Below are 26055 nucleotides of genomic sequence, written 5' to 3'. Positions count from 1 at the left end.
CGGGGTGCTTCAGCAAATGAACTTACTATTGCTCTATACGCAATAGAAGAAAAATCTCACCACCCATCACCTCCGGCGGGGTGCTTCAGCAAATGAACTTACTATTGCTCTATACGCAATAGAAGAAAAATTTGCCGCCCATCACCTCCGGTTGGGTGCTTCAGTAAATGAACTTACTATTGCTCTATACGCAATAGACATCTGCAAAAATCAAAAGTAAAATCAATTCTTATACATAAATTATTAATTATTCTTCCCTGTTCCCTTTCTCCACAATAAATCAATATATATACAAGACCACCTATATTTCACAATTTTTGAGTCTTTTTCCCAGAGTGGAATATAACTTTCCTAACTCCATAAACCATACCCAATTCCCACTCATAGCAAACATAGCAGGTAAATGACCATCCGGTGCTTTCTCCAAATCAAATATTAAATTATCGTAGTTAGTCCAACCTAAAATTGAATGCCAACCCAAGCGATCGCCTAATTTCTCATAAGTTAAATAAAAGGTTTGAGTACCAAAACTTTCCCAAATCTCATTTTGCACAGAAAAGCCAAACTTACCATTTGAATATTTTACCCAAAGTTGATTAATAGTCTGTAAATCAGTGCAGGGAAAATTATCAATTGAACGAACATTTAATCTACCCTGACTTTCTTGGTGAGTTATTTCTAACATTAACCTTGCGGTTTCTATATCTGCTTCCCGCCACTTCTTAGCAGCCAAAAAATCTCGCAAATCAGCATAATCTATTCCCACTTCGGAACTTAATTCTACTTCTGGAATAGACGCAGAAGGAGAAAAATCACTGACCTGTTTTTCGGGTTTTGAAGAATCAAAAATATCAGGTTTAATCAATGCCAAAATTTCGCCTACTGACTGAAACCTTTTCTTAGTTGCTCCGACAATCATCTTATCTAAAATATTAGCCAAATCATCACTTATAGAAGAAGCTAAAAAATCTCGCCAAACCCAATCATTTTCACTCACATCAAACAACTCAAACGGTTCAACTTGAGTCAACAAATGGATACAAGTTACCCCCAAACTATAAATATCACTAGCAAAAATTGCCTTTCCCACAGCTTGTTCCGGCGCAGCATATCCAGCAGAACCAATAACCGTTCCTGTCACTGCCAAAGTATTAGGATTTGCATATTTAGCTGCTCCAAAATCTACTAATACTAACTGTCCTTTTTTCTGGGAAGAGTTGGGTCGTCTAATAATATTTTCCGGTTTAATATCCCGATGAATTACCTGTTGAGAGTGAATAAATTCTAATACTGGCAATAAATCATTTAATAACTCTAAAATTTGAGTTTCATTAAACTGACCTACTGTTTCTAATTCCTGCTGTAAATTTTGCCCTTCAATCAATTCTTGAATTAAATATTGACGATTATCTTGAGTAAAAAATGCCAATAATTCGGGAATTTGAGGATGTTTTCCTAAACTTTCCAACCTAACTGCTTCTTGGGCAAATAATTCTGCTGCCTTTTCCAGATTTTCCGTTCCTTGAGCGTCAGGAAAAAACTGTTTAATTACACAAAATGGTTGAGAAGGTTTAAATTCATCTACTGCTTGAAAAGTTCTACCAAAACCACCTTGACCGATAATTTTTACAGCGCGATAACGTTCGGCCAAAAGCAATTTTGACCCGCATTTTTGGCAAAAGTTTGTGTTTGGTGGATTTTGATTTAGACAGTTAGGATTCAGACATTGACTCATAATTAATACGAATTTAATGAATTTTTGTTACCAATGGTAGAAGTAAGAAGGAGGAAAGAGTAATATGAAAAAGAAGATTTTTTTTGATAATTCCAGTAGTTTTACTTAGCTACTATGATTCTTTCTCCTTTCTCTCCTGCTTCCTACTCCCCTTCTCCACACAAGGCTTTCAGGAGTTATGGGTAAGGGATAGCTTTTAGGGAGAGGTAATTATCAATTATCCATTATCAATTATCAATTATTGAACTCCTTCTTCCTTTCAATAAACAAATTTTCCTTGAGCAACCATCACAACATTTCCACCCACAAATACTTCTATTTCCTCTGCTTTTTTCTCAGCTTGCAACAATAATAAAGATGGTCGATTAATTTCATATCCTTGTTCTACCCTAATATCAATTTTGCTCCGATTAAAATAATTATACTCAGCCAAATACCCTGCTAAACAACCATTAGCACTGCCAGTTGCCGGATCTTCAGTAATTCCTAAATAGGGTGCAAACATTCTTACGCTTAAATCATTAATACTCTTGTATGTCTCTGGGGAAAATATCAAAATTTCTGTCGCCTTTACTGTTTGAATAAACTGATAATATTTATCTAAATTAACCTTGGCTTTTTTCAAATCTGCTAAAGTTTTTAAAGGCACAATTACAAAAGGCATCCCTGTTGAAACTTCCTGAATAGGAAATCTCGTATCAATATCAACTATCTGTACATTTAATACTTCTGCTAAAGTTTCAACTTCATGTTTTTCAGCAAAAGTCGGTACATTCTGACGCATCCATAAAACATTATCTTTCCAACTCACAGGAATTTGTCCTACTGCCAAATTTAAAACTACTTGTTCCACCTGATTTTGAATAATTTCTCGCTGAATAATGTAGGCAGTCCCTAAAGTTGGGTGCCCCGCAAAAGGCAATTCTTTAGCTGGAGTAAATATTCGCACATCATAACCACCATTTCGTTGTTCAGAAGAGAGAATAAAAGTAGTTTCCGAATAATTCATCTCTCTCGCAATTTGCAGCATTTCCTCATCAGAAAGATTAGCTACTTCAGCACCAGTAAATACAGCTAATTGATTACCAGTATATTTAGTTTCAGCAAATACGTCTACAATGTAAAAATCCATAATATTTTGTTGGTAGGTTTTAGGTAAGCATTTCCTGCTGACAGCTAATAGCTGAATTGTGACACTATTAGTTTTTATACAAGTTTAATCAATGTTTGCTAAAAATAGAAAATATTTGATAGATAACTAATTTTTATAAATTATGATTTTTGACTTTTGACTTTATTTTATTGGCAATTCCAAAATAAATTCTGAACCATGCTCCAAAGTTGACTCACACCAAAGCTTACCACTATGATTTATTACCATAATTTTATAAGCAATAGACAATCCTAAACCTGTACCTTTACCTACAGCTTTAGTTGTGAAAAGCTTATCAAAAATTTTTGCCTTAACTTCTTCTGACATTCCCACACCGTTATCTTTAATTCTAATCATTACTCCTGTTTGATCCTGATTTATTCCACTATAGATTGTAATTTGAGGCTGGAATTTAAACTTAGAAAATTCTGGTTTTTTAACCAACTCATCTATAGCATCAATAGCATTAGAAATCAGGTTCATAAATACCTGGGATAATTGTCCCGGAAAACATTTAATCTCAGGCACATCCCCATATTTTCTTAATACTTCAATGGCTGAACGATCCTTGTTGGATTTCAGACGATGATTCAGAATTAATAGAGTGCTATCAATATGGTTATGGACGGCAGAACTAACTTTTTTATCGTTATTTAATTCACTTCTAGAAAATGTGCGTAAAGATGTAGTTAAAAATTTAATCCTTTCGGAACCTGCCTTCATTGAAGTAATAAGATTAGGTAAATCTTGAATCAAAAAATCTAAATCAATATCTTCAGCATTTTCAATTATTTCTTCAGCAGGATTAGGATAATACTTTTGATAAAGAAATAGGAAATGGAGAATATCTTTAATATAGCTTTCCAGATGTTGAGAATTATTTGAAATTGCACCAATAGGATTATTTAATTCATGGGCTATTCCAGCCATTAATTCTCCCAGTGCCGACATTTTTTCCTTTTGAATCAATTGTGCTTGAGATGCTTTTAACTCTTCTAAAGCTTGAGTAAGTTCATTAGTTTTCTTAGCTACTTCTTTTTCTAGATTCTTTCTTAACTGTTGTAAATGTATGTGAGTTCTTACTCTGGCAAGAACTTCAACTGCTTGAAATGGTTTAGTAATATAATCTACGGCTCCCAAACTAAAACCTTTAACTATACTTTTACTGTCTGAAAGAGCAGTCATAAAAATTATGGGAATGTCTTTAGTTTCCGGATTTTCCTTTAACCTTTTACAAGTTTCAAATCCATCAATACCAGGCATTTGTATATCTAGTAAAATTAAATCGGGTAAGTCATAAGAAATTTGCTTTAACCCTCGTTCGCCACTAATTGCTGTGCTAACTTCATACCCTTCATCAGTTAAAGTTTGAACTATTACTTTCAGATTAGCTGGAGTATCATCTATAACTAAAATATATTCTGAACTGGGTGAGCTTAACATTACTTTACTCCTTATTATCTAAAAAATCCATTAAAAAATCTTCTATTTGATCGGCTTGAAAATCATCTGCCCACTGTAAAATCGGTTCAGTAAAAGGAATATATTTTGGCTCTAGTTGCTGAATTTTTTGAGCTCTTTCAGTCAATTTTTTCAGGCTCCCTCTTCTTGCTAAGTCCAGTAATATTTCTAACTCCTCTGGTGGTGGAAATATAATTTTAGAATTATCACCAGCTACATCTGAAACTGATGATTGAGGTATTACCTGCATATTTTCAATATTTTCTGTTTGAGCATATTTCCATTCAATTTCTAAATGTGCTTCTATCATCTTAAACAATTCCTCTGCATTTACAGGTTTAGGGAGAAAATCATCCCCCCCAGCATCAAGACTGTATTGGCGATCTATATTCGATACAGAAGCTGAAGAGATAATCACCTTTAAATACTTTAGTTCATCAGATTCGCGTAATTGCCTGACCATCTTAAAACCATCCATCACTGGCATATATAAATCTGTAATAGTTAAATCTGGTTTAAGTTGCGCTACTTGAGCTAATCCTTCAGCACCATTTTCTGCCTCCGCAGTAATAAAACCAATAGGTTGCAGCAAATTAATCAGTACAGAACGATTTTCCCAGCGATCGTCAATAACTAGAATAGTTTTTGGGTTTCCTTCGTAACCAATAATTTGTTGTCCCTCTACATGAGAAACTGACTGCGCCCAATCACGACTCAGAGGCAATTTAACTGCAAAGTAAAATGTACTGCCAACACCCAACTGACTTTCTACTTTAATCTGTGAACCCATGAGTTTCACTATTTGACTACTAATAGCTAACCCTAATCCTGTTCCTTGAGACTGCTTAACTTGGTCTCCTACTTGTTCAAAGGGGTTGAAGATGGTATCAATCTTATTTTCTGGAATACCAACCCCCGTATCTTGAATTTGAAACTTTATTGTTATAGATGGATGCAAGTCAGGAGTAGATATTATCTCCTGGCTACTATCAGATAATTCTGTACTCTGACTCAAATCATCCATATTCACTTGAAAAACTACTTTACCTGCATCTGTAAATTTGACTGCATTACCTAATAAATTAATTAAAACTTGGCGCAAGCGTTTTTCGTCTGCAATTATACCTTGAGGTAAGTTGGGTTCTGCTTGATAAATCAACTGAATTCCTTTTTGATCTGCTTTTATCCGAATAATTTCTACAACTCCTTGCAAGAAAGAAGGAAAATGAAAATCGTAATATTGCAGATCGAGTTTCCGAGCTTCTATTTTGGAAATATCCAGAACGTCATTGATCAGAGTTAACAAGTGGTTACCACATTGATGAATAATTTCAATGCCGTTACTTTCTTTTTCGCCCCAAGAATGAGAACGATTAAGAATTTGAGTATAACCGAGAATGCCATTGAGAGGGGTGCGTAACTCATGGCTCATATTAGCAAGGAACTCACTTTTGGCTTGGTTAGCAATTTCTGCAGCTTCTTTTGTCTTTTTAAGTTGCTTTTGCTCAAATGACTGTACCTTGAGCAAAACTATAATCATTGTCACAGTTAAACCGATCACTACCACCGCCATCAGATTTAATGGTCTTAGTTGAGATTCAATATTTGCTCTAGGAATGATTAACCCAACAGACCAATCTGCTTCTTGAATGGGAATATAGGCAATATAGAATTTTTGCCGATCTATTTCTACTAATTCTATTCCCTTTTCCTTGGCAACCATTTTTCTGGCAATATTCTGCTCGTTAAGGTTTTCGGATGACAAAAAATTGGGAATTGGTTCTTGACCATTGCTGTTTATATCTTGCTGAGGGGTAAATATTGTCTTTCCTTGAGAATTAAGAGCAAAGGCATAACTGTTAGGGCCATATTTCAAACTATTCACTACTTCCCTCATTCGGTCTACCGGAATAGCACCTGCCATAATTCCGATTGGCTGTTTGGTATTATCAGAGTCTGACCAAACAGGAGCAGCGACGAAAACCATCAGAACATTTAGGGTACGAGAAATTACCGGATCGGAAAGATTGACATTACCAGCCATTGCTAGTTTAATATGCTTGCGGTCTTTGATATTGGCTTTGGCCTTACCTACTTTACTGGTATAGTACGAACCATCAGGATTAATCATTGCAAAAAAGAAAAAATCTTCAGATTCCGATTGTTTAGACTGTAAGAAAGGTCTTACTACTGACCAGTTCATAGTTCGGAAAGTAGGAGTATTAGCAGTAGTATATGTTTCGACTTTTCTGGTAGCTAACCATTGATCGACTTTATCTACTCCTAACTGTACTTCCAACAAAGCATTTTCTTTTAAATTATCTAGAATTAAATTTCGCACAACTTTATAGCTATAAAAAGCAGAAATACTTACTAATACAGTTGTACTACCGACTAATAAACGTAACATAAAGTTGCGAGTTGATTTCTTATCTGTTTGGTTATTTTGCCACCAAAATTTTAACTTTTGCCAAATTTTAATTTGTGGTAGTTGCTCAATTCTAGTCATAGCTTTTTCATTCTTTGTTCTTAAATAAAATCATCGGTTTTTTTAAAAATATTTATTACTAAGTAAAATTAATCAGCATGATTATTAATGATATTAAATGTGCAAGCTTTGGAGTAATATAATTTTTATCAAAAACTTGTTAAAAAATTAAATTTGTATGAGATACCCATAACGTTTAAAGGAAGTTAAAAGCAAGTGCGTAATTCTGAGGTCCCCATTTCCTACGGAAATGCTTCGCGAACAGAATGTAAGACACACATATGACAGTCAAAATTAAGATTTTGTAGACTCAAAACTTTAACGCTACAGTAATTTCAGGAAATTATTTCACATCTAAAAGTTTGAAATTATTTGTTACATCTTTAAAGTGAATTGGTATCACAATACCTATATTTGCATCACAAAACTTTTCTGTATTCTTTATAATACCGAATTTTTATGATATCTGATATTCATTTCTATTGAATAAGGTTGTAGGTTGTGGGTCATATTTTAAGTTTAAGAATATAGAGATTTACCCCAATTAATTCTGGACAGTTTGAATACCGTCGGGGTTAATACCATTTACCAGTAACGCTATACTTCCGTGAAACCTCAACATTCAAGTAATTAGCAAGATTCAAATTCTGTTTTTGAGGGTTATTCAGTCATTTAGTGTAGGTTATTCCTATCATTTACCTTTCCCAAACCTCCCAAAGTTACGCAGCCAATCAGATGTAGTAAAATTTTTGATATTTGGTATTATACCCAATTTAAGGAACATCTCATGTAAAATCTTTTAATTACTCTTAATTATTCATAAAATTATTATTCATAAAATTATGTTTTCAATGATGGTATAAAACATAAACTTAGGGAAAATTACAACATAGCAACGTTAAGGAAGTCAGAAGTTAGAAGTTGTTTTTGTAACAAGGATCTGTGAGCAACCCTCCAAAGATATTTCCCCTTAAAAGGTGGAGTTTTAGACGCAATTATTTTGAACAAAAATAAATCATAACTTACCAATGAATAATAGATAATTGATAATTAATGAATTCGGTTTAAAGGCTTCTATTTCAACAGAAAAAACGGTAATTTGCGTTTAGCGTTCCGCACAACTTCGTTTTGCTAGCGCAAAGCTTTCCTATCAGAATGCTACTGCAAACGCTAATGGCTGTCGCCGACATAAAAAGTGTTTCTCTACGCGACATGAAAAGCGTTAGTGAAGCTCCTCTGCAAGAAGCAGCTCCTCTGTTTCACTGCGCGATATGTTTCGGCTGTCGCCGACATGAATGCGGAGGATTCCGTCAGGAAAAAACGCAGCTCCTCCGGAGGAGGCAACAGGCAGCATGACTTTAGGATGGGATGGCTAGTGCAGGATGACGGAAATATGTTACCAGTGACAAAATACTCAAAGCCTTACCAATCAAAACTTATGATATCAAATCCGCTTAATTCGGTATAAAAAAATGTTCCATCTTCAGCTATTGGTAAATCTTTCTAGATATCCCCATCTCCCCACACTCCCCACCCTCGCCACACTCTTTAATCTAATTACATCGATGCTACCGGATTTGATATGACTTCCCCTCCTGGGAGGGGCAGGGGTGGGTTGGGTTAGGGGTGGGTTGAATTCTCAATTCTGACTTCCGCGTAGCGGTACTAGGTTTCCCGCTCTTGCAGAGCCGCTCCGAAGTACACCATGTCTAATCGCCTAAGAGAAAAGAAATAAGATATCTTTAGATTCAATTAAGTACAGTTTTAACTAGAAGTAATTATTCATTATCAATTAATAAAGCACCCGCACCCAGAAACTTGGTTTTTTCCTAGATGTCTATTATTTTGTTCCAACCAAATATTTGTCCTAGCAACTGGGTTTATTTGGGTAAGTCTTATAGATAAAAAATTGATTGTATTTGCTCAACAACACAGTATTTTGACTAATAAATAAGTTTCTATTTTTGCAGTTATAAATCATTAGTTAGTAAACTCTTATTTAAAGAAATTTAAGTAAATTTTGGTAATTATTTAAGTTTGTACAATATATTGATAATTGCTATAAGTAGATAGATTAAAATAAAACACAAAAAACATAAGAGAAGAAACCGCTTATTTAGCAATAGGGAATAGATAATTCCTATCATACGACATCTGTTTGTTAATTTGATATTTATCTATGCTTACTTACTTAACACCCCAAAATACATATTATCATAGAGAAAATAAATTGCTTTCAAACTCTGAAAAGAGTAGTATAAATATTAACACCTAAAGAAAATATAAACACACAATGATGAACAGCTCATTTTTAAATCGTCTCCATAGTCCAGAACGCCCAGTAATTGTCTTTGATGGGGCGATGGGTACTAACCTACAAGTCCAAGAACTAACCGCTGAAGATTTCGGCGGTGCAGAGTATGAAGGTTGTAACGAATATCTTGTCCATACTAAGCCAGAAGCCGTAGCTAAGGTCCACCGAGATTTCCTTGCAGCAGGTGCGGATGTGATAGAAACTGACACATTTGGTGGGACAAAAATTGTCTTAGCAGAATACGATTTATCAGACCAAGCTTATTATCTAAATAAAACAGCAGCGGAATTAGCAAAGTCTGTTACTGCGGAATTTTCTACCCCAGAAAAGCCTCGATTTGTGGCTGGTTCAATGGGACCAGGAACAAAATTACCTACCCTCGGACATATTGATTTTGACACCTTAAAAGATGGTTTTGCAGAACAAGCAGAAGGTCTTTGGGATGGGGGAGTAGATTTATTTCTTGTGGAAACTTGTCAGGATGTTTTGCAAATAAAAGCTGCTTTAAATGGTATAGAAGAAACTTTTGCAAAAAAAGGTGAACGTCGCCCGATCATGGTGTCAGTAACTATGGAAGCTTTTGGCACTATGTTAGTAGGTTCAGAAATTAATGCTGCTGTGACAATTTTAGAGCCTTATTCTATTGATATTTTAGGATTAAATTGTGCCACTGGTCCTGATTTAATGAAGGAACATATTCGTTATTTGTCAGAAAATTCCCCTTTTGTTATTTCTTGTATTCCTAATGCTGGTTTGCCAGAAAATATCGGCGGACAAGCTCACTACAAATTAACTCCTATAGAGTTGAAAATGGCATTAATGCACTTCGTTGAAGACCTGGGAGTACAGGTTATCGGCGGTTGTTGCGGTACTCGTCCAGACCATATTAAGGCATTAGCTGAAATTACTCAAACTCTCACACCAAAAGAACGAGAGTATAAGTATGTTCCATCAGCAGCTTCCATCTATTCTTCCGAAACTTACGAACAAGATAACTCCTTTTTAATTGTTGGGGAAAGACTGAATGCTAGTGGCTCTAAAAAATGTCGAACTTTATTAAATAATGAAGACTGGGATGGTTTAGTTGCCTTGGCAAAATCTCAGGTAAAAGAAGGGGCACATATTCTTGATGTTAACGTTGATTATGTGGGGCGCGACGGGGTTAAAGATATGCACGAATTAGCATCTCGCTTAGTCACAAATGTTAATTTGCCTCTGATGTTAGACTCGACTGAATGGGAAAAAATGGAGGCTGGTTTAAAAGTTGCTGGCGGTAAATGTTTGCTCAATTCTACTAACTATGAAGATGGAGAACCTCGTTTTTTCAAAGTATTAGAATTGGCGAAAAAATATGGTGCTGGTGTGGTAGTTGGAACCATCGATGAGGATGGAATGGCGCGGACGGCGGATAAGAAATTTGAAATAGCAAAACGAGCTTATGATGCAGCAGTAGAATATGGGATTCCTGCCCGTGAATTGTTCTTTGATACTTTAGCTTTGCCAGTTTCTACAGGGATTGAAGAGGATAGGGAAAATGGAAAAGCCACAATTGAATCTATTAAAAGGATTCGAGAAGAGTTACCAGAATGTCATATAATGCTTGGGGTTTCTAACATTTCGTTCGGTTTAAATCCCGCAGCAAGACAAGTGTTGAACTCTGTATTTTTGCATGAAGCAATGGCAGTAGGTTTGGATGGATCTATTGTTAGTGCTAGTAAGATTTTACCCATGTCAAAAATTGAACCAGAACAGCAAGAAGTTTGTCGGAAACTAATATATGACCAACGGGAATTTGATGGGGATATTTGTACTTACGATCCTCTGGCTGAATTAACAACAATGTTCCAGGGTAAAACAACTAAAAAAGACCGTTCTGCCACACAAAATTTACCAATTGAAGAACGTTTAAAACAACATATTATTGATGGGGAACGTATCGGTTTAGAAGATGCTTTAGCTAAAGCTTTAGAAGCATATCCGCCGTTAGATATTATCAACGTCTATTTATTAGATGGCATGAAAGTAGTAGGAGAATTATTCGGTTCCGGGCAAATGCAATTACCATTTGTATTGCAGTCTGCTCAAACTATGAAAGCAGCAGTTGCTTATCTACAACCTTTCATGGAAGCAGAGGAGGCTGGTGAAGATAATTCTAAGGGAGTTTTCGTTATTGCAACTGTGAAAGGAGACGTTCACGATATTGGTAAAAATCTCGTGGATATCATTCTTTCCAACAACGGTTATCGGGTAGTTAACTTAGGAATTAAACAACCAGTTGATAATATAATTGCTGCCTACCGAGAACATAATGCTGACTGCATCGCCATGAGTGGTTTATTGGTGAAGTCAACCGCATTTATGAAAGATAATTTGGAAACATTTAACCAAGAAGGTATTACTGTTCCGGTGATTTTAGGTGGTGCCGCACTAACACCTAAATTCGTTCATCAAGATTGCCAAAATACCTACAAAGGTAAAGTAGTTTACGGTAAGGATGCCTTTTCTGACTTGAATTTCATGGATAAGTTGATGCCAGCAAAATCAGAAAATAAGTGGGATGATATCCAAGGATTTTTAGGTGAGTTTGCCGACGAAAACGGTAATGGTAATGGTAAAGCTGCTACCGAAGTTAAATCTGAAGAAAAAGAGGAAACTAAACCTGCTGAACCTTTTGTGGTAGATACTCGGCGTTCTGATGATGTAGCAGTAGATATCCCTCGCCCGACTCCTCCATTCTGGGGAACTAAGTTATTACAACCAGAAGATATGCCATTCGAGGAATTATTCTGGTATTTAGACTTGCAAGCGTTGATGGCAGGGCAATGGCAATTCCGCAAACCCCAAGGGCAACCACGGGAAGAATATAATGAATTTTTAGCAGAAAAGGTTTATCCGATTCTGGAAAATTGGAAATCACGGGTAATTAATGAGAAGTTGCTGTATCCCCAAGCAATTTATGGTTATTTCCCTTGTCAAGCAGAAGGAAATACACTTTTCATTTATGACTCAGAGGAAGTGACTCAGACTGGAAAGGCAACAAAAGTTGTCACCAGTTTTGAATTTCCACGGCAAAAGTCAGGACGACGGTTGTGTATTGCAGACTTCTTTGCTCCCAAGGATTCCGGAATTATTGATGTGTTCCCGATGCACGCTGTAACAGTAGGAGAAATAGCGACTGAGTTTGCTCAGAAGTTGTTTGCTGCTGATGAGTATACAAATTATTTGTATTTCCACGGTATGGCGGTACAAACTGCGGAAGCGATGGCAGAATGGTTACACACTCGGATTCGTCGGGAGTTAGGTTTCGGTGCAGAGGATGCGGATAATATCAGGGATATTCTGAAACAGCGTTATCAAGGTTCCCGTTATAGTTTCGGTTATCCCGCTTGCCCGAACATGCAGGATCAGTATAAGCAGTTAGACTTGTTGGATGTGAAAAGGATTGATATGTATATGGATGAGAGCGAGCAGTTGTATCCTGAGCAGTCTACTACGGCAATTATTACTTATCATCCAGTGGCGAAATATTTTAGTGCGTAGTTTGATGTAGTTTAATTTAGGGTGAGCATATTGCTCACCTTTCCTATCAGTTGGAAATTATTTTATGACAGCAATAACAAATAATAATATTGAACAAGAAGTTCTAGATAATCTGAAATTATTACCACCTGAAAAATAATAGGAAGTGCTAGACTTTATTCAGTTTATTCAATATAAGTTAAAACTATCTGAAGTTGATTCTAAAAATCAGTTATCCCTCAAAGAAATTGCTCGTTTGCCTATAAAGGAGCGTCATAAATTATTAACAGCATCAATAACTAAAACTGCTGAAGATTTTTTAAATGACCCAGAACTAATAGAGTTTTCTATATAGACTATCAAAATGATAGCCGTAGGTTGGGTTTAGGAACGAAACCCAACCTACAGTTACTTTTAAAGGAGATAATCAGAATGCCAGAACTTAAAATTAAATGCCAGCATCCAGAATCATTAAAAATTTTATTAAAAGCAGCAGTAGAAAAAGAATTACAGTCTTTGTCTGATGGTATTGAACGAACCAAACAAAGATTGCAGGAATTTGAGACTAAATATCAGTTATCTACAGAAGAATTTCTCAGAAGATATGAAAATGATGAATTTACAGAAACCCTAGAATTAGACGAATGGATTGGAGAATCTTGGATGCTGAAAAATCTCTGTGAAGAAGTAGAAAATTTAAAGGTGGTTGAGTTTGTTAATTAAGGATTACATTCAAGAAATTCGTGAAGTAATTAACTCTTGTTCATTAGTCACTTCATTCAGTATTACATCTGATGAACGAGGAGATTATCGAGGTTTTATTGTAGGTGAAATAAGTTTTATAGATGGTTCTATTCTTTATTGGCGTGAATTTGTAAATGTTAAAACAATCATCAATCGTGGTATGTATGCATATCAATATATGACTGCCTCCAAAAACTTGATTTTTCGTTATGACAATACTAGACATCATAAAAAGCTAAATTTGCCAAATTTTCCTCATCATAAACATGATGGAAGTGAAGATAATGTTATTTCCTCAAATGCTCCTACTTTGGTAGAGGTATTACAGGAAATTGAAAGTTCGGCATAAGTATTGCAATTTTGAAATGCTGAAACAATTACTGGCTAATGATATTAGCCGAAGTATAAAATTTATTTATCAATTAAATGTTAAGAAGTGCGGAATGTGAGTTAATATTTTCCCGAGAATCTGACTCCTGAGAAAGGTCAATGAATAGGATACATATAGTATAAATACTTACCAAGCTACCGTTTTTTTATACTACTTTTAATGTTACAACTTGACGTTCGGAATGTGAGTTAGAGCGGTTAAGGAAAGAGTTAGAAATATATAAAGGAGTCGATTTTGCTGATTGAAGAATATTTTTAGTAATTCAATTAGATTATTGTAGCGATCGCTCCACACCTATTTACGAATAAATTTATTGAGTTCTTTAACTAATAAATGTACTGTTGTAGAAGGATTATCCTTAGGAGGATTAGGTGGATTATATTCTTCTAATAATTTCTCTGCATTCTGAATTGCTTGGGGTTGTCTACTAACCAATATTTCGTACATTTCCTTGCTATTTTTCTCATAATCTTTATTTAATTTTTTTGTCAAAGCTTCTTCATAGTCTGTGCGACACGTTGGGATATGATAATCATCAAAATGTAATAAATACCAAACTTCAAAAGCCTGATTGGAATATGCAACTTGAATATCATTCTTTTTAGCATATTTTATTGCTTCCTCAAAATTTTTGACCGGAAATGAATCACGGTCAAATACACACCAAACTCTATCATAGTCACCATCTTCTTGTTTAATTCTTAGAGCTTTTTTAACTAAGCTAATCGTATTTTTACCAACGCCTTCCACATCAATTACATCTTTAGGAACAGGAAAACTTTTAAAATAATTTGGTTCTGTTTTTGTTCCCTCACAAACTATTAAAAAACGCTGTTTAATTTCTCGTTTTGCTACTTTTTTATTTCTTGAGCGATTGTATTGACTTTTCCCATTCCTAGAACTTTGATAATTTTTACCAGATGCTTTTTTTTAGCCATTTTTTTCAAATAATTCTGTTAAATCTCCAAGAAAAGGTATGGCTCCATATCTACCTTTAATATAATCACTTTCAAAACTTGCATCATTTCTGACTTTGTATTCAACTAAAGAATATAAATCAGTTGCCCCTTGCCGATTTTTTTCTGTAAACCATATTTGGTCTCGTCTGAAAATCTTATGACTAAGTAAGTTAGTATCGTGAGTTGTAAAAATTAGTTGAGCATTTTCAGGATTCGTTTGATTAGAGTTAAATAGCTCAATAATTTCACGAGTAATTAAGGGATGTAATCTCGCATCAAGTTCATCTATTATTAAAATTTCTCCGTTGCTTAAACTCTCCAAAATTGGGATTGCAAAAGCAAATAACTTTTTAGTTCCTTCTGACTCATTTTCTTCAAGATCAAATACTACTATAGATACCATTTTACCTTCAGAGTCATACTGTTTATGAAATGTTTGAATTTCATCAATTTGCATTCCTGCATCGATCATACGTCTTCTAAATTCATCTGAAACAAAATCAGGAAATTGTTCTGGTAAAACTTCTTTTGTATCAATTTCAATATCATCAATACCTAAATCCCATTTTCTAATCAATTGAACAATCTCATTTTTATATTCACTATCTTGAAAATATTCAACTGTTATTTTTTGATAAAACTTGCTATCTAGTCCTGAAATTATATTCAAATCATCTATAAACCAACGCAAAATACTTGTAGAAATTTTGCCATTAAATTGAGAATTTACAGAAAGAAAAAGTGCATTGTTTCTCGTCTTATCACTGATTAATTCTCCTTCTTTAAAAACCCTACTCATCTTGATACCATTTTTATCCCGTTCAAATAACTTACTTTCCCTCACTTTTGGCACATAAAATAACCATTCAGAAACTACCTGTTTTTCATCCACTTCAAAACCATATCTGTATAATTTATCTTCTAAAATAAAGACTATTTCAAAAAAAGAAGGTTTTCCTTCCGTTTCCGTACTTAATTTAAACTCGTCCACATTAATAGCATCTTCTATCTGAGTTTCTTTTGATGAATTCAGCACAAACCAACGCATAAAATTCATCGCTTTAATCAAATTACTTTTGCCACTAGCATTAGCACCATAAACAGCAACACTTTTGAGCAAACTTAACTCTTCATCAACATCAAAAACATTATTTTCATCAACACTTTTATTCTTAGCAATAACATTTGTCGCCACCATACTTAAAGTGACAGTTTCTTTAAATGATAAATAGTTACCAACACTGAATTCAATCAGCATAATATTTTAAATAATAGCTAAACTGGTATATCTGTGATTTTTTCACAAATTTACCATGATTTTACTCCTAAATAGCAAGTTTAACAAATTTTCTATAAGTAGGGGATTTTACAGCCCTTTTCACATTGATGACCTCACCTCACAACCATAAACCAGTAGAGACGTTCCATGGAAAGTCCCTACTATGGTCTACCAAAATCAAAACCACTGTAATATTATTTTAAGTTGAGATTTTATCCTCTCAGGAAGAAATCATTCTCACTAATAGATGCAATATTAGTCAGATTAGCAAACTCACCACCGCTACCAAATTCTGCTTCTGTACCGTTAGCATTGTAGAATAATTTACCATTGTTGCTGTTGTAAACAATAACTGCTGGAGAAATTTCTGCATCAGAGTCACTGGTAACTATGTCAAATTCAGCATTGACACTAAAGCCTGTTCCTGAGTCACTGGTAATAGCTGTAAATGTACTTTTGTCTAGCAGAATTATATCTTTTCCAGGAACAAAGTCAGTGATGGTATCTACTCCTACATCTTCTGGAGTAAATTCTTGATTGGTATTGAAAATAAAACGGTCAATACTTGCTCCTCCTGTCAGGGTATCATTCCCACTACCACCATTGAAGCGATCGCGGCCTTGGCCACCAATAAGAGAGTCGTTACCATTACCACCAAATAGGTGATCGTTGTCTTGACGACCTTGGAGGGTATCGTTTCCGTCTTTGCCATACAGAGAGTCGTTACCTCGACTACCAATAATTCGATCGTCACCACCACGGCCATCTATAGTGTCATCGCCTGCCAGACCTATAATAGTATCATTACCACCTGCACCATTTAGGCGCTCGCTTTCAGAAGTGCCAGTAATTTCTAGTGGAGTTTGCAATTCTACTGCACCAATATCAACCCCCTCGCCTACTAAACGCTCTTCGCCTCGTTGGTCTGTGGTAAGTGAGTTGGGGTTACTACCTGCATCAATAACGGGGCTATTGGGCAGAGGTAAATGGGTGAATGTAGAACCACCATTATCAGCAAGATCTGCAAGTAGAGGATCAGTCACACCTGTTTGATCGTTGTCACCGTTGAATATATCGGTGGCATTACCTGTACCAATCAAATTATTGTCACCACTGGTAAAAAAGTTGTTGTTATTTTCTACCGAGTCAACATCAGTATTGACATTACCCGATACAATACTAGACGTAATAGTAGTAGAGGCATTAAAGCTGTAGGAATCACCATAATCATTAATAATTGTAGATGGTTGGTGAAGAACTCCACTTCCTTGATTTGAAGCAGCTTCATTACGAGTAATGGTACTGTTGCTAATATTTGCCGTACCCAGGTTAAAAACACCACCACCGCTAGTTGCTGAGTTGCCACTGATAGTGCTGTTACTGATACTCGCATTACTGTAAACATTATTTTCTATGCCACCACCGCTAGTTGCTGAGTTGCCACTAATAGTGCTACTATTGATACTAACATTACCGTAATAGTTATCAATACCACCGCCATAAGATGCAGAATTTCCACTAATAGTGCTGTTGTTAATATTAGCTGTGCTAACTAGGTTATTAATACCACCACCGCCATAAGATGCAGAATTTCCACTAATAATGCTGTTGTTAATAGTGATATTACTATATAAGCTTGAGATACCTCCACCATAATATGCTGAATTACCACTAATAGTGCTATTGCTGATACTGGCTATACCAAATAAACTATAGATACCTCCACCAATATAATTTGTTTCATTGCCACTAATAATACTGTTACTGATACTAACTGCACCTTCGTTGCAGATACCTCCACCAGAAGCATTGACAATCCCACCTGTGACTTCTATATTTTCTAAGTTTAGGGAACCATCCTCCAGGATATGAAACACCCTGTCATTGATTCCTGCTTGACCCCCAGCATCAATAACAGCTTGTTCTCCTCCCTGATAAATAACAGTTATTTCTCCACCTCCAGCAACAATATCTAAATCTCCTGTAGCAGCAACATCCTCATCACTCCCTGAAATAGTTAAATTATATGTTGCTCCTGCTGTCAGTTGAATAGTGTCATCTTCTGGGGTACTATTCGCCTGAATTATTGCTTCACGTAAAGAAGTCACACCATCACTATCATCTACTACATCATTAGTAGTATCCACCACAATATTTGCTAATACTCCTCCATAACTCGCCCTAACTTCTGGGGGAAATGCTAATGCTGACTTAAGTTGACCAAATATTACCTCTAAATTCCAGTTCCCACCTTTGCTAACATTTCCAGTCAGTGTTTCCGAGGCAGCAATATTAGCTCCTGTAAGTTGATGCAGTTGTCGGACAAATGCTCTACCTTCTTTACCACTTGCTACCTGACAAGCATAAATCAATATTTCTGCTTCAGCAGACAAACATTTACCCCATTTTTGAATATTCTCAGCATATTGATGGATATTGTCATTTTTCAGGATACTATTTCCCAGATACAAAGCACCTTTTGCTCCATGAGAAATAATATGAACTGTATCCACATTACAGCATTCACTCAGACTTTTAGATATTTGCTCTATGCCATTTGGATTGGGTTGTAGGATAACTACTTTGGTCTGAGAGTCAACCTGTGAGATGAGGTAATTGTAGTTTTCTACTTTGGAATCGATGAACAATAGTTTGGTCTGATTCATAATTAACAGGATTTTCGAGGATAGCTATAAAATTTTACCAAACTTCTACCATTTTCTTCTATAACTGTCTACAGCACTTTTTAGGTATAATATTATGTTCGGTTAAATAGTTATATATAATTAAAGTTCGTAGTAGGGCTTTAGCCCTATCTATAGTTCGGGCTGAAGCCCTACTACAAACCATATACTTTATTATAAGTGATTATCCGCAATTCGTAGCTCCCCCGGAGGGGGCACATGATATAACCTCAAGTCATAACCAAAACCTTGTAGGGACCTTCCATGGAAGGTCTCTAACGTGGTGTACCCACATGAAAATCTAATATTATTTTAAGTTAAGATTTTATCCTCTCAGGAAGAAATCATCCTCACTAATAGATGGGGTATTAGTTAGATTAGCAAATTCACCACCACTACCAAATTCTGCCTCTGTACCGTTAGCATTGTAGAATAATCTGCCGTTGTTAATGTTGTAGACAATGAATGCTGGAGATATCTCGGCATCAGAATCACTAGTAACTATGGCAAATTCAGTATCTACACTAAAACCTGTTCCTGAGTCACTGGTAATACCTGTAAATGTACTTTTATCCAGCATAATTATATCTTTTTCAGGAGCAAAGTCTGTGATGGTATCTACTCCCATATCTTCTGGAGTAAATTCTTGATTGGTGTTGAAAATAAAACGATCAACACCTGCTCCACCAGTGAGGGTGTCGTTACCAGTACCACCGTTGAAACGATCGCGACCTTGACCACCAACAAGAGAGTCATTACCATTACCACCAAAGAGATGGTCGTTATCTTGACGACCTTGGAGGGTATCGTTTCCGTCTTTGCCATACAGAGAGTCGTTACCTCGACTACCAATAATTTGGTCATCACCACCACCACCATCTATAGTGTCATGACCTCCGAGACCTATAATAGTGTCATTGCCACCTGCACCATTAAGGGGATCATCATTAGGAGTGCCAGTAATTTCTTGTGGAGTTTGCAATTCTACTGCACCAATATCAACCCCTTCACCTACAAACCTTGGCTCGCCTCGTTGATCTGTATCAAGGTTGTTGGGATTACTACCTGCATCAATAGCGGGACTATTGGGGAAAGGCAAATGGGTGAAAGTGCTACCACCATTGTCAGCTAGGTCTCCAAGTAGAGGATCGGCAACACCTGTTTGGTCGTTTTCACCGTTGAAATCATTGATAGCATTACCTGTACCAATTAGATTATTGTCACCACTAATAAGAGTATTGCTACTTTCTGCGGAGTCAACGTCACTGTTAATATTACCAGAGATAATGCTGGAGGTTATAGTGGTATTGGCGTAAGAGGTGAAGAAGGTGTAGTTAGTGAAATCATAAAGGTAACCTGCTTTTTGGAGAATACCACTTCCTAAGTTGGAAGGAGTTTCATTACGAGTAATGGTACTATTGCTGATGATTGCTATACCTGAGTTGTAGATACCACCACCATTGGATGCTGAATTACCACTAATAGTGCTATTGCTGATATTGGCTGTACCTCCGCTATTATCAATCCCTCCACCACCATTGGATGCTGAATTACCACTAATAGTGCTGTTGTTAATAGTCGTATTACCATAATAGCTTGAGATACCACCACCACCAAAATATGCTGAATTACCACTAATAGTGCTGTTACTGATACTAACTGTGCCTGAGTAGTTTCTTATACCACCACCAAAATATGCTGAATTATCACTAATATTGCTGTTACTGATACTAACTGTGCCTGAGTAGTTTCCTATACCAAGCCCGTAATTACTACTAACATCGCTGTCAGTGATATTTGCTGTACCTGAGTAGTTTCCTATACCACTACCGCCAAAATATGCTGAATTACCACTAATAGTGCTGTTACTGATACTAACTGTGCCTAAGTAGTTTCCTATACTATGACCGTAATTATTACTAACATCGCTGTCAGTGATATTTGCTGTACCTGTGTTGTAGATGCCACTACCACCAAAAGATGCTGAATTACCACTAATAGTGCTGTTACTGATACTAACTGTGCCTGAGTTATATATACCACCACCACTGATTCTTGTGTAGTAATAGCTTGTGTAGTAGTAGGTACCATAATCATTTATGGCCTTATTACCACTAATAGTGCTGTTGGTGATAGTAAGTGTACCTGAATTGTAGATGCCACCGCCAGAGCTACCAGTTACAAACCCCCTCGTAACTTCTACATTTTCCAATTTGAGGGAGCTATCCTCCAAAACATCAAACACCCTGTCATTAATTCCCGCTTCACCTTCAGCATCAATAACAGCTTTTTCCTCTTCCTCAGAGATAACTGTTATTTCTCCACCACCAGCAACAATATCTAAATCTCCTGTAGCAGCAGCATCTTCATCACTTCCTGAGATAGTCAGATTATATGTTGCTCCTGCTGTCAGTTGAATAGTATCATCTTCTGGGGTACTATTCGCCTGAATTATTGCTTCCCGCAAAGAAGTAACACCATCACTATCATCTACTACATCATTAGTTGTATCCACCACAATATCTGCCAATACTCCGGCATAACTTGCCCTAACTTCTGGTGTAAATGCTAACCCAGACTTGAGTTGATCAAATATCACTTCTAAATTCCAGTTCCCACCTTTGTTAACATTTCCAGTCAGTGTTTCCGAGGCAGCAATATTAGCTCCTGTGAGTTGATGCAGTTGTCGGACAAAATCTTTACCTTCTTTACCACTTGCTACCTGACAACCATAAATTAATATTTCCCCATCAGCAGATAAACATTTACCCCACTGCTGAATACTCTGAATATATAGATGAATATTGTCGTTTTTCAGGATACTGTTTCCCAAATACAAAGAACCTTTTGCCCCATGAGAAATAATATGAACTGTATCGACATCACAGCATTTACCAAGATTTTTAGATATTTGGTTTATACCATTTTGATTAGGTTGTAGGATAACTACTTTTGTCTGAGGGTCAACCTGTGAGATTAGATGATTGTAATTTTCTACCTTGGAGTCGATGAATAATATTTTGGTTTGATTCATAATTTAAAAAGGTTTTCAAGCATCAAAAAAAGGATAAACAATTTTATCACTTATGCGATCGCAACCAGGTGTTTCTTTATTAAGGTTTTATATTTTTAGAGCTACACATAATGATTAATTTTATTAACCTTAATTTAACTATAAGCACATTTACTCAACACCGAAAAATTAGTTTTTCTAAGGTGCCATATTTGGTGTAAAAATTAAAACAGAAATAATAGATTTCTTGCAAAAGTAATATCTAAGTCCAGATGAAAAGTCGTCATTGCGACGACAGGAAGACATCTCCTAAACCCTCGAGATTGCTTCCTTCCACTCCGTTCCAGTCGCAATGACTTTGGATATAGTAATTATCTGGATTTGATATAAGTCAAAAGTTAAAAGTTAAAAGTTAAAATTAAGAGAAATTGATAACTGATAACTGATAACTGATATGTAGATACAGTATGTTAAATTACGATAAACTATGAATGTACAAACAGTTGTAACCAAACCATTTAGCGACCAAAAACCAGGTACTTCTGGACTCCGCAAAAAGGTGCCAACTTTTAAACAACCCAACTACCTAGAAAACTTTATTCAGTCTATTTTTGATAGTCTGGAAGGTTTTTCCGGTCAAACATTTGTAGTTGGTGGTGATGGTCGTTATTACAACCGTCAGGCAATTCAAATAATTCTGAAAATGGCTGCCGCTAATGGAGTAGGTCGAATGTTAGTGGGTCAAGGTGGGATTCTTTCTACTCCTGCTGCTTCCTGTATTATTCGTAAAAATAAAGCCTTTGGTGGTATAATTCTCTCTGCTAGTCATAATCCAGGTGGACCTGAAGAGGACTTTGGTGTTAAGTACAATATTAGTAATGGTGGCCCCGCCCCAGAAAAAGTTACAAGTGCCATCTATGAGCGCAGTAAAGTTATAGATAGCTACAAAATTATCGAAGCTACAGATATTAACTTAGACCAACTGGGTAGTCAGAAGTTAGGAGAAATGACTGTAGAAGTTATTGACTCTGTAGCAGACTACGCTGAGTTGATGGAATCTTTGTTTGATTTTGGCAAAATATCAGAGCTGCTAAAGTCTGGTAAGTTTCGGATGTGTATGGACTCATTACACGCTGTGACAGGACCTTATGCTAAAGACATTTTTGAGCAACGGTTAGGCGCTCCCGCAGGTACAGTACAAAATGGTATACCTCTGGAAGATTTTGGTGGTGGGCATCCAGATCCTAATTTAGTATATGCTCACGACTTGGTAGAAATCATGTTTGGTGATAATGCCCCAGACTTTGGTGCTGCTTCTGATGGGGATGGCGATCGCAACATGGTTTTAGGTAAAAATTTCTTTGTTACTCCTAGTGATAGTTTGGCAATATTGGCTGCTAATGCTAAGTTAGTTCCTGGATATAGTTCTGGTTTAGCTGGTATTGCTCGTTCCATGCCTACTTCTGAAGCACCAGATCGAGTAGCAGAGAAAATGGGTATTAACTGTTATGAAACTCCCACTGGTTGGAAATTTTTTGGTAATTTATTAGATGCGGATAAAGCTACTCTTTGTGGTGAGGAAAGCTTTGGTACAGGTTCTAATCATATACGCGAAAAAGACGGACTTTGGGCAGTATTTTTCTGGTTGAATATTTTGGCAGTACGGCAAGAGTCAGTAGAGGATATTGTTAAGGAACACTGGAAAACTTACGGTCGCAACTATTATTCTCGCCATGACTACGAAGGGGTAGAAAGTGATAAAGCTAATACTTTGATGGACAATTTGCGTTCCCTATTACCTTCTTTGCCAGGAAAGCAATATGGTCAATATGAGGTAAAATATGCTGATGACTTTAGCTATACAGATCCAATAGATGGTAGCGTGAGTCAGAAACAGGGTATTCGTATTGGTTTTACTGATGGTTCTCGGATTGTGTTCCGACTTTCAGGTACAGGAACTCAAGGAGCAACTCTACGTTTGTATGTTGAAAGTTATGAAGCAGATGCTGCTAAACAAGACCAAGATACTCAGGAAGCTTTATCTTCTCTAATTAGTTTGGCAGATGAAATTGCTCAAATTAAGAATCTTACAGGCAGGGAAAAACCAACTGTAATCACCTAATTTAATGGATAATGGATAATAGATAATTAGAAATAGTTTTCATTATCCACTATTCATTATTATAGCGGTTTTCACAAAGGTAGACTACAAAATTTCTTCCTTCTCTCCTAGATAACTAAAGCCTTCTTCCTTCTTCCTTTAAACCCAAATCTCTGTAATCTATATTAATAAAAACTGCTATAAGTCTTCTTTGTTCCGTATCTAAACTAGGCAATTCCTAAACACACAGCTACTTAATTGAATTGATATAGGAGTTAAATAATTATGCTCGAACCAGCAAAAACTGTAGAGTTATTTCAGAAACAACCAGAACATCAAACTTTTTATCCAGGAGATGTGATTTTTGAAGAGGGACACAACGGTGATATAATGTATGGAATTATCGAAGGAATGGTTGAATTATTTGTTAATGGTCAAGTTGTTGAAACAATTAAAGTAGGTGATATTTTTGGAGAGGGAGCTTTAGTACATGAAGAACATACTCGCGCTTCTACTGCTATTGCTAAAACAGAATGTAAATTAGCTTATCTTGACCAAGAACGGTTTTTATTTGCAGTTCAGGAAACACCTATGTTTGCCCTTTATGTAATTAGGAGTTATTCTGATCGTCTGCGTCGCTTAAAACGTTCTCTCTAGTTTTTATACTCAAGAGATTTTGTTAATAATTTATCTTGAAGAAGGAAGAAGGCTTTACTTAATCTAACAGAGAAGGAACAATTGGATGGGGATACTTTCACGCCATCGCTCCGCGTCTTAATAACCCCAACCAATTTTCAAGAATTAAGAATTTAGAATTAAGAATTTAGAATTACCTCTCCTTGAAAAGAAGAGGATTGACGAAGAGGAAAATTTTTATTTATTATCCCCTATCCAAGGGGAGGCTTTAAACCACAATATTTCGGTAAATATTGTGTAGACGATGGGGTATTAAACCCATAAAGGAAAAGATAAATTTTATAAGTAATAGTTTTATAAGTAATAGCTGCAAGCTGATAGTGTATGTTAGGGCACAGAAATTTTGAGGCTAATTATGATAGCATTTTTGGTAGTCCTGGATAGTAATGGTATTAAGTTATCTAATTTTTAATTTCTCCCGCACTCCCCATCTCCCCATCTCCCGCACTCCCCATCTCCCCATACTCTCTCTATTACTATGCACCACCACCCCATTTTTATTATCTTTTAACTAAGATAAAATCTGTCTTCAGCCATTGCCAAATTTTTCTAAATTCTTTTGCTTTCTAAATCCTGTACGCCACTAACCCGATGGCTCCTCTACCTAACTCCTGATCTAATTACACAAATGCTACTGGATTTGATATAATAATCTAAGATACCTAAACTTAATTTGGCCTATGATGAGCTGAAAGTTTATTCTGATATAATACTGGGATTGTACTTTATTTCAATTCCTCCCAATCAGCAAAAAGAAGCCACAATTAGATATTGACAATTATTCAGTTGCCAAGTTAGTAACTGAACTACATGAATACTTGAAAAATTCTCAAGCCTACTATGAAGTAATACAAGGAGAAACTAGAAAAAAAATAGGAGCTCCAGATAACAGTGAAGAAAAAGAGCGAGAAGTAACTGAAGAAATGAAATTAGTTGCTCGCAAGATATCTTTTTTTGGCGCTCTGAATGATGTTATTTCTGCTGCAGATAGGTTAGTTCATGCTCAAGGGATAGTATCAGACATGGGATTGGATGAAGACTTATATGGGAAAAAATAGAAAATCACCTTTGTAAAAGGAGTAAAGATAATGAATCTGAAAATTGAGAATCTTCGCTCCAATCTTCAGACAAAATTGGATGAGATTACCACTCAATTAGATACAGTTAAGACAAACCTTAAAACTGCTTCCAAGGATGCCGAAACTGTTATTAGCTCTAAACTGAGTACCACAAAAGCTAAAGTAGAAGCTAAAAAGCAAGAAGTTACCAAGGCCAAGGCCAAATTAGCGGAACGAATTGAGGCCAAAAAAACAGAGGTAGCATCTCAAATTGCGGACTGGAAAGCTAAACGAGAACAAGACAAGCTAGTAGCTCGTGCCAACCGTGCTGAAGAGTATGCTGTTGCAGCGATCGTGCTTGCCTTGGCTGCTGTTGAAGAAGCAGAACTAGCGACTTTAGAAGCAGTGGCAGCCCGTATGGATGCTGATGAAGCAGTCGAATAGCTTTAAATCCTAAGAT

General features: G+C 36.1%; 16 protein-coding genes. 8 read left to right on the top strand and 8 right to left on the bottom strand.

What is annotated here, in order from left to right; all coding sequences use genetic code 11:
* Positions 1–301: 301 nt before the first annotated feature.
* From ACP6PL_RS07585 to ACP6PL_RS07570, 4 genes are all read right to left on the bottom strand, one after another.
* The gene (locus ACP6PL_RS07585) at positions 302–1735 is read right to left on the bottom strand and encodes a GUN4 domain-containing protein (RefSeq protein WP_426544167.1); all 1434 of its coding nucleotides are present in this window, start codon (positions 1733–1735) and stop codon (positions 302–304) included.
* Positions 1736–1994: 259 nt separating this feature from the next.
* Positions 1995–2867, bottom strand: coding sequence for a PhzF family phenazine biosynthesis protein (locus ACP6PL_RS07580; RefSeq protein ID WP_426544166.1), 873 nt, complete (start codon positions 2865–2867; stop codon positions 1995–1997).
* A 162-nt stretch (positions 2868–3029) separates the two neighbouring features.
* Entirely contained in the window at positions 3030–4331 is a 1302-nt protein-coding gene (locus ACP6PL_RS07575; RefSeq protein WP_426544164.1) for a hybrid sensor histidine kinase/response regulator, read from the bottom strand.
* A 4-nt stretch (positions 4332–4335) separates the two neighbouring features.
* Complete coding sequence (locus ACP6PL_RS07570) at positions 4336–6858, bottom strand: hybrid sensor histidine kinase/response regulator (protein ID WP_426544161.1); 2523 nt, start codon at positions 6856–6858, stop codon at positions 4336–4338.
* A gap of 2275 nt (positions 6859–9133) precedes the next feature.
* Here ACP6PL_RS07570 and metH point away from each other — a divergent pair.
* The 4 genes from metH to ACP6PL_RS07550 all read left to right on the top strand — a co-directional run bounded on the left by metH (position 9134) and on the right by ACP6PL_RS07550 (position 13763).
* A complete protein-coding gene (metH, locus tag ACP6PL_RS07565; RefSeq protein WP_426544180.1) occupies positions 9134–12691 on the top strand; it encodes a methionine synthase in 3558 nt (1185 codons plus the stop codon).
* A 145-nt stretch (positions 12692–12836) separates the two neighbouring features.
* On the top strand, positions 12837–13025 hold the full coding sequence (locus ACP6PL_RS07560) for a hypothetical protein (protein WP_426544159.1): 189 nt from the start codon (positions 12837–12839) through the stop codon (positions 13023–13025).
* Positions 13026–13102: 77 nt separating this feature from the next.
* Positions 13103–13393 (top strand): hypothetical protein, encoded by a 291-nt coding sequence (locus ACP6PL_RS07555; protein WP_426544158.1) that lies wholly within the window; start codon positions 13103–13105, stop codon positions 13391–13393.
* Positions 13383–13763, top strand: coding sequence for a toxin-antitoxin system TumE family protein (locus ACP6PL_RS07550; protein WP_426544156.1), 381 nt, complete (start codon positions 13383–13385; stop codon positions 13761–13763). Before ACP6PL_RS07555 ends, ACP6PL_RS07550 begins: the two co-directional genes overlap by 11 nt.
* Before the next feature lie 336 nt (positions 13764–14099).
* On the opposite strand, the gene ACP6PL_RS07545 is transcribed toward ACP6PL_RS07550, so the two are convergent.
* The 4 genes from ACP6PL_RS07545 to ACP6PL_RS07530 all read right to left on the bottom strand — a co-directional run bounded on the left by ACP6PL_RS07545 (position 14100) and on the right by ACP6PL_RS07530 (position 21761).
* Positions 14100–14627 carry an RloB family protein gene (locus ACP6PL_RS07545; protein WP_426544178.1) on the bottom strand — a complete coding sequence of 176 codons (528 nt, stop codon included), beginning with the start codon at positions 14625–14627 and terminating at the stop codon, positions 14100–14102.
* A gap of 108 nt (positions 14628–14735) precedes the next feature.
* On the bottom strand, positions 14736–16022 hold the full coding sequence (locus ACP6PL_RS07540) for an AAA family ATPase (RefSeq protein ID WP_426544154.1): 1287 nt from the start codon (positions 16020–16022) through the stop codon (positions 14736–14738).
* A gap of 233 nt (positions 16023–16255) precedes the next feature.
* Complete coding sequence (locus ACP6PL_RS07535) at positions 16256–18709, bottom strand: DUF4347 domain-containing protein (protein WP_426544152.1); 2454 nt, start codon at positions 18707–18709, stop codon at positions 16256–16258.
* Between the two features lie 343 nt (positions 18710–19052).
* Entirely contained in the window at positions 19053–21761 is a 2709-nt protein-coding gene (locus ACP6PL_RS07530) for a DUF4347 domain-containing protein (RefSeq protein ID WP_426544150.1), read from the bottom strand.
* Positions 21762–22227: 466 nt separating this feature from the next.
* Here ACP6PL_RS07530 and ACP6PL_RS07525 point away from each other — a divergent pair, with 466 nt between their 5' ends.
* The 4 genes from ACP6PL_RS07525 to ACP6PL_RS07510 all read left to right on the top strand — a co-directional run bounded on the left by ACP6PL_RS07525 (position 22228) and on the right by ACP6PL_RS07510 (position 26039).
* The gene (locus ACP6PL_RS07525; RefSeq protein ID WP_426544148.1) at positions 22228–23862 is read left to right on the top strand and encodes an alpha-D-glucose phosphate-specific phosphoglucomutase; all 1635 of its coding nucleotides are present in this window, start codon (positions 22228–22230) and stop codon (positions 23860–23862) included.
* Between the two features lie 264 nt (positions 23863–24126).
* Complete coding sequence (locus tag ACP6PL_RS07520; protein ID WP_426544146.1) at positions 24127–24498, top strand: cyclic nucleotide-binding domain-containing protein; 372 nt, start codon at positions 24127–24129, stop codon at positions 24496–24498.
* Positions 24499–25355: 857 nt separating this feature from the next.
* A complete protein-coding gene (locus ACP6PL_RS07515) occupies positions 25356–25595 on the top strand; it encodes a hypothetical protein (RefSeq protein ID WP_426544144.1) in 240 nt (79 codons plus the stop codon).
* Positions 25596–25625: 30 nt separating this feature from the next.
* Positions 25626–26039, top strand: a complete 414-nt coding sequence (locus tag ACP6PL_RS07510) for a hypothetical protein (protein ID WP_426544142.1) — start codon at positions 25626–25628, stop codon at positions 26037–26039.
* Positions 26040–26055 lie beyond the last annotated feature (16 nt).

The sequence above is a fragment of the Dapis purpurea BLCC-M126 genome, from assembly GCF_050015975.1.
Classification (GTDB): Bacteria; Cyanobacteriota; Cyanobacteriia; order Cyanobacteriales; family Microcoleaceae; genus Trichodesmium.
Note: the sequence above shows the minus strand (reverse complement) of the source record. Positions and strands in the feature narration are given on the sequence as shown.

Excerpts from the sequence above, each read along its gene's own strand:
- ACP6PL_RS07585 (WP_426544167.1), bottom strand. The coding sequence starts at position 1,735 with ATGAGTCAATGTCTGAATCCTAACTGTCTAAATCAAAATCCACCAAAC.
- ACP6PL_RS07580 (WP_426544166.1), bottom strand. The coding sequence starts at position 2,867 with ATGGATTTTTACATTGTAGACGTATTTGCTGAAACTAAATATACTGGT.
- ACP6PL_RS07575 (WP_426544164.1), bottom strand. The coding sequence starts at position 4,331 with ATGTTAAGCTCACCCAGTTCAGAATATATTTTAGTTATAGATGATACT.
- ACP6PL_RS07570 (WP_426544161.1), bottom strand. The coding sequence starts at position 6,858 with ATGACTAGAATTGAGCAACTACCACAAATTAAAATTTGGCAAAAGTTA.
- metH (WP_426544180.1), top strand. The coding sequence starts at position 9,134 with ATGAACAGCTCATTTTTAAATCGTCTCCATAGTCCAGAACGCCCAGTA.
- ACP6PL_RS07555 (WP_426544158.1), top strand. The coding sequence starts at position 13,103 with ATGCCAGAACTTAAAATTAAATGCCAGCATCCAGAATCATTAAAAATT.
- ACP6PL_RS07540 (WP_426544154.1), bottom strand. The coding sequence starts at position 16,022 with ATGCTGATTGAATTCAGTGTTGGTAACTATTTATCATTTAAAGAAACT.
- ACP6PL_RS07535 (WP_426544152.1), bottom strand. The coding sequence starts at position 18,709 with ATGAATCAGACCAAACTATTGTTCATCGATTCCAAAGTAGAAAACTAC.
- ACP6PL_RS07530 (WP_426544150.1), bottom strand. The coding sequence starts at position 21,761 with ATGAATCAAACCAAAATATTATTCATCGACTCCAAGGTAGAAAATTAC.
- ACP6PL_RS07525 (WP_426544148.1), top strand. The coding sequence starts at position 22,228 with ATGAATGTACAAACAGTTGTAACCAAACCATTTAGCGACCAAAAACCA.
- ACP6PL_RS07520 (WP_426544146.1), top strand. The coding sequence starts at position 24,127 with ATGCTCGAACCAGCAAAAACTGTAGAGTTATTTCAGAAACAACCAGAA.
- ACP6PL_RS07510 (WP_426544142.1), top strand. The coding sequence starts at position 25,626 with ATGAATCTGAAAATTGAGAATCTTCGCTCCAATCTTCAGACAAAATTG.